This window comes from Mycobacterium sp. (genome assembly GCF_035653355.1).
Classification (GTDB): Bacteria; Actinomycetota; Actinomycetes; order Mycobacteriales; family Mycobacteriaceae; genus Mycobacterium.
Genome location: NZ_DASRBZ010000558.1, coordinates 1 through 5,763, shown reverse-complemented (window position 1 = coordinate 5,763; position 5,763 = coordinate 1). Strand labels below are relative to the sequence as shown.

The 5,763-nt window shown below is 65.8% G+C and carries 4 protein-coding genes; all 4 read right to left on the bottom strand.

The features are described 5' to 3' along the window. Nucleotides 1–858 precede the first annotated feature (858 nt). Entirely contained in the window at nt 859–1,047 is a 189-nt protein-coding gene (locus VFA16_RS19125; RefSeq protein ID WP_324969331.1) for a helix-turn-helix transcriptional regulator, read from the bottom strand. Next, nucleotides 1,038–2,036 carry a hypothetical protein gene (locus tag VFA16_RS19120; RefSeq protein ID WP_324969330.1) on the bottom strand — a complete coding sequence of 333 codons (999 nt, stop codon included), beginning with the start codon at nt 2,034–2,036 and terminating at the stop codon, nt 1,038–1,040. Before VFA16_RS19120 ends, VFA16_RS19125 begins: the two co-directional genes overlap by 10 nt. Continuing rightward, the gene (locus VFA16_RS19115; protein ID WP_324969329.1) at nt 2,020–3,267 is read right to left on the bottom strand and encodes an AAA family ATPase; all 1,248 of its coding nucleotides are present in this window, start codon (nt 3,265–3,267) and stop codon (nt 2,020–2,022) included. The genes VFA16_RS19120 and VFA16_RS19115 overlap by 17 nt, the downstream gene beginning before the upstream one ends. Before the next feature lie 71 nt (nt 3,268–3,338). Then, nucleotides 3,339–5,763 (bottom strand): helix-turn-helix transcriptional regulator (locus VFA16_RS19110; RefSeq protein ID WP_324969328.1); only part of this gene is annotated, 2,425 nt, incomplete at its 5' end.

Sequence of the window (5,763 nt, the reverse complement as noted above, 5' to 3'; positions counted from 1 at the left end):
CGGTAGATGTGGTTTTCGACGGTGCGCACCGACAGTGTTAGCCGCTCGACGTCAGCTTAATAAGCGAGGGTCGTCTTACAGCGAAGTGGACTAATTGTTGGAGCAGATGGTCTTTCACGTCTAACCGCCCGCTGCATACCCTCGTGCTTCACGCCGCACGACGCAATCCGACGCTTAGTAGAAGACCGAAGTGTTGGTACTTGTCCCGTTGTCACAACTGATGGAGCCGCTCCGACTCCGGAATTCGCGAATCGCTGGAACAAAGAGGTCGAAAGAGCCATTGGCAGGCAAGCCGAAGCCGGCCTGGTACCCCTCTGACGAGTACGTACACTGCGACGTGACTCCACTGCGGTCTGTGACGTGGAAAGTTACCCCTGTAAGCCCTGGGTTCGCCGAGACAGTTGGACCCTGTTTGGGTGCCGGCGGAGATTGCGGACCCGGATGCTGCTGCCCCGGACCCTGCTGAGCCTCTATACAGGCAATGTCTGGGAGCGGCTGGTTGCAGTGGGGCGGGGGAATCCGCGGCTGGTCGACACGTTCGGTCACCGCTGGCTTACCGAACGCGGTGCTCGTGATCAGGCCGAGTGGGTCGGCGTGCGTCGTCGGCGCCAATGTCAGGGCCAGCGCGGAGCCCGTCACCGCCGTCGCGATGGCAAGTGATGCTCGTGTGCTCATTCGAGTTCCTTTCGGCGTGCGCCCGGCGTCACTGCTATTGCACGGGCTTGCTGCCGGGTCACGCTACGGACTCGCGGACGGCGAGGCATCCGGTGTTTCCCTTAACTTTGCGCGCTAAATCGCGGCCAACGGGCCAATCAACACCGCCCCGCTAGCGGAGCCGCGCGCGGTCATCCCCGACTTCTATCTGAGGCGTCTGGGTAGCAGGGCCGCCAGCTCGTCGCGGGTGGCGGTGCCGGTCTTGGCCATCGCCTTGTAGATGTGGTTTTCGACTGTGCGCACCGACAGCGTCAGCCGCTCGGCCACCGCGCGCGTCGCGAGTCCTTCGCCGAGCAGCATCACGATCTCTCGTTCCCGCGCGGTCAGCGGCACCGGTTGCGAGGCCCGCCGAAGCGCCGGCGTGCTTGCGCCGCCGCATTGTTCAGCCAGTGCATCGGCGCGCGTAGAACAGCTAAGCGCCGACCCGCGCCGACCCCTCGCACGATAGGCGATGGCCGCGTGCGCGGCCGCGTCCACTGCCGCCACCAGATCACCCATGCGTTCGAATTCCTCTGATACATCGAGCAATTCAGTGCCATCGCCGGCGCAAGAGCTTCGGCGAACCGCGCCGCCACGGCCGAGCGGGGTCCGATGACCTCGATGGCCAGGGTGGCCAACCTGCCGGCCGGGCTCGGGTCACCGAAGCTCGCCACGGTCTGCAGTGCCAGGACCTCGTGCGCCACCTGGCCAGCCTCGGCGGCCACCGTAGCGGCCTGACGGCTCAGGGCCAGAGCGGAACTCACTGCCCCCTCGGCCGCGGCCACCCAGGCGCGAACCAGTATCAGCTCGGGCTCCAGGAAGACGAATCCGGGATGGCGCATGCCTTCCAGCTCGGCGAGAATCTGCTTTGCCGCGGCCGTGTGCCCGGTCATCGCCAGTGTCTGGGTTAGCCCCAACAGGCAGCGAAACAGCCAGCCTCCGACATCGCCAAAAGCCTGCAGCCCAGCGCGGGCCTCGCGCAGCCACCGCAGCGCACTACCGAGATCTCGAGCTGCCACCGCCTGGCCCAGTAGGACCAGCCCAGCAAGCGGAAACCACCCCGGCGCATCGGCGACCTCCCGATGTGCCTGCACCGCAACGTGTTCCGCCTCATCGAGATGGCCAGCGAGCCGCAATCCGAGCAGGTGACGGTAACCGAGGCCCAGGCGCAGCACGGGAGCGTCGAAACCCGCGGCGGCAGCAGCGTAGCCTCGCTCAACCGCTGCGCCGATCTGATCAGTCCTGCCCAGTATCCCCAGTCCACCGACCAGTCCCCAACTGGCCAGCACCACCGCTTGGTCGGGTAGTGAGACCGCGGCCAACGCCTCAGTGGCGGCACGCACCGCCTGCAGCGGATGACCAAGATCCGCGTAAAACGCTGCCCGCGCAGCGGTCAGGATCGCCTGAGAAGTCAAATCCTCCGCCGCCGGCCACCGCGGCTTGGCCCAGCCGCTCGGCCAGCGGAAGATCCAACAGATTCATGGCAGTGCGGGCGGCCGTGGTGTACAGCCCCGGATCGGCACGTCCATCCGAGTCCAGCATCAGCACCGCGCGACGCAGGACCTCCTCGCCCCGCCGAAAATCGGCGGTTGCCAGCTTGGTGGCGATCTGACCGCGCAGACGACGGGCCCGCAGCCGTCCCAGACCTGCCCGTCGTACCTCGCCGTAAAGCGGATGGGCGAGTCGTGCCTGGCAGCGCGGCCCAACCTGCTCGGTCGCCATCAAACCACGGTCCTCGGCCTCTTCCACGGCACTCGGATCGCACAATTCTGCGAGCAGCGCGATGTCGAGTGGCTCGGCCAAGGCCAGCATGTCGAGCACGACACCTACCGGCCCCGAAAGCGTCCCCATCCGGGCCGCCAGCAGCTCGGTCAGTCCCGGCGACAGGCTCAGTTCACCCGACCAGCACCACACGCCTGCCACTCGGTGCAGTCGTCCCGCCTCACGCTCGCCGTCGAGCAGGTGATGTAGATACAGCGGATTGCCGCCCGTCAGCGACCACAGTCGGCGCGCGGTGCCGCTGTCCAGCTGGCCGCCGAGCACCGCCTCTGCCAACGTGGCGGTCTCTGATTCCGACAGCGGCTGAACGTCCAGGCGTGGCAGATGCCCGTCTTTCCACAGCGCAGTGATCGCATCGGGGGCCGGCTCGCCGCTGCGTACCGTGACCACCACTGTGGCAACTCGTTGGGACACCAGCTGGTGCACCAGCAGAGCCGAGAGGTCATCCAGCAGATGCGCGTCATCAACGCCGATCACGACCAGCGCCTGCGGGGCCCGGGGAACCAGCGCCGCCCGGGCGTTACGCAGCAATTGGCTTGGGTCCGGACCCAATTCGCCCAGCAACGGAATGAACGCACCCAGCGGCAGCATCCGAGCGGAGGCGGTGGCGACCGCCCATCGAACCGCTGCGCCACGCCGGCTGGCGACCTCCACGGCTTCGCGGGCCAACCGGGTTTTGCCGACGCCCGCCGAGCCAGCAAGCACCACCCCGGCTGGGGTATCTCGGCGGCGCACCCACTCGCCGATCAAGCGCAGCTCCTCCGAGCGCCCAATCAGCGGCCACACCCCGCGCACCCCCACAATCTAGGCTTCCTCAGACATCCGCGCGGGCGACAGCGCGTTGCGGTGGCGTCCAACGTGACGAATTATCTGCGCGGCGTTGACCGGCGCCGGGGTAAGAGCGCCGCAAGCTCGTCACGGGTCGCAGTGCCGGTTTTGGACATCGCCTTGTAGATGTGGTTTTCCACGGTCCGCACCGACAGCGTGAGGCGCTCGGCCACCGCGCGCGTCGAGAGCCCCTCGCCGAGCAGCATTACGATCTCGCGCTCCCGCTCGGTTAACGGCACCCGCTCGCTGGCCCGCCGAATTGCAGGAGTAAGCGCGCCGCCACATTGTTCAGCCAGCGCATCGGCGCGCGTCGAACAGCTCAGCGCCGATCCCCGCAGGCCTTTGGCGCGATACACGATGGCCGCGTGCGCCGCCGCATCCCCGGCAGCAACCAGATCGCCCATGCGCTCGAATTCCTCTGATACCAAAGCCAATTCAGTGCCATCTCCAGCCGCAAGGGCCCCGGCAAACCGAGCCACCACGCCAATGCGCGGGCCCTCCACAATCTCAGCGAGCTCGCGCAAACGGGTCACGCCCGAGCGCTCACCGAACTGCGTCGCCGTCTGCAGGCACATCACCTCAGCCGCGAATTGCCCATTTTCTCTGGCGGTTGCGGCTGTCGATAATGCGGTGCTGATCGCGTCGGTTAAAGCGCCCTGCGTGGCGGCGACCCACGCGTGAGCCAGCCCGCGTTCGTAGTCAACAAACCCCCAGCTGCGATGACGTTCTGCTTCAAGGACCTGAAGTGCACTACACGCTTGATCCGACAAGCCGCACATCGCCAACGCGGTAGTAAGCGGGATCAGGTATCGGTACCGAAATCCGTTGGCATCACCTAGAAATTGGTCCACAACGGTACTCAACAGCGAACTGGCTTCGCCGAGCCGCCCTGCACCCATTGCAGCTCGACCAGCGATAGCAGCGCTGAGGTGCTGAGGAACTCCGGGTAGATCCGCCCCGTGCCGGCGCGCTTGCTCGGCCACCTCGCTGGCCTCAGCGATCCGACCGCACTGCAAAAGAACACCAACATGTTTGTCGACGATGAGAAGCCGCATGTGAGCTGCGCCCGCGGTGCGTGCCACATGCGCATAACCGGCTTCGGCTGCGCTGAGGGCCTCGGCGGTTCGACCAGCGTCGCCATGGGCGACAACCAGCGCCCACGCCGCGGCCGCGCCAACAATGGCGGGCAGCTGCTGAATATCGAGTCTCTGGCCCGACGTTCTTGCCTGCTCGAGCTGAGCCACCGCAACCCAGTAGACCGTCATATACGCATCGATCCAGTGCCGTGTGGCCGTGGTCGCAATGCGTGACGCCTCGTCGAAGAGCTTCTTCGCCCCCTCAGGGTCGGCGAGCCCCCACAGCGAATTGAAGGCTCGATGGCCAAGCAGGAACACACGCTCAGCCTCGGCGAGACCTTCAATGGGAGTGGCGGCCGCGACGGCGTCGGCGTCCTCACCACGGCCCTGCCAGGCCAGCGCAAACGACCGGATGTTATACGCCTCCACTCCGGCGCCCGCACGAATCGCTGCAGCCGCCAGACGATCGGCCAAGGGGGCGTCGGCCAGGAACATGGCACCATCAGCGGCCTCCACCAACAGGTTCGGGTCGAGGTCAAGGTCGGAGTCCAACGCCAACGTCGCGCGCCGTACCAGCGATGAAACATCGGTATTGCCGGCGGTCGCGAGTTCCGCGGCGACCAGGCCACGTACCCTTCGCAACCGTGTGGGCGCTGCGCGCTTCCGGCGCACTTCGCCGTATAGCGGATGCGCCAATCGCGCCTCCGCACGGTCATCGACGTAGCTGAGAGTGATCAGCCCACGCGCATCCGCATCCTCAACGGCCGCGCGGCTGGTGATGGTTGTCAGGGACGCGAGCGCTAGCGGCTCGCCCACAGCCAGCACATCGACCACGTCCCGGACCGATTCCGCGATTGCACCGATTCGCGATTCGATGAGCTCGATCAATCCCGGAGGCACCACCGGGTCACCGGTCCAACGCCAACGACCGTGCTGCTTAGTGAGACGCCCGTCTGCGCACTCCTGCTCGACGATGGTGCGCAAGTACAACACATTGCCCTGCGTCAGTTTCCACAGTCGTTGTGCGGCATCCGGATCCAACGGTCCATCCAGCGCCTCAGATACCAAAGTCGTTGTCTCGTTGCGCGATAATGGCAGCAGAACAAGTCGACTAAAGTGTCCTTCCTTCCATATCTCTTGCAGTCCAGCCGGAATCGGTTCAGCATCACGAACTGTGACCAACAGCTTCGCAGCACGCCGTTGCACAATCTGCTGCAGAACAAAGGTCGATAGTTCGTCGAGCAAGTGCGCATCGTCGACGCCGACCACTACTGTCGTCCCAGGAGCCGCGGAAGTCAGGGCATCTATCACGCCGCGCACAACCTGCACGAGTTGAACAGCATCTCCGACAGTCGGTGCCACCCACGGCGCGAAGGCCCCGAGGGGC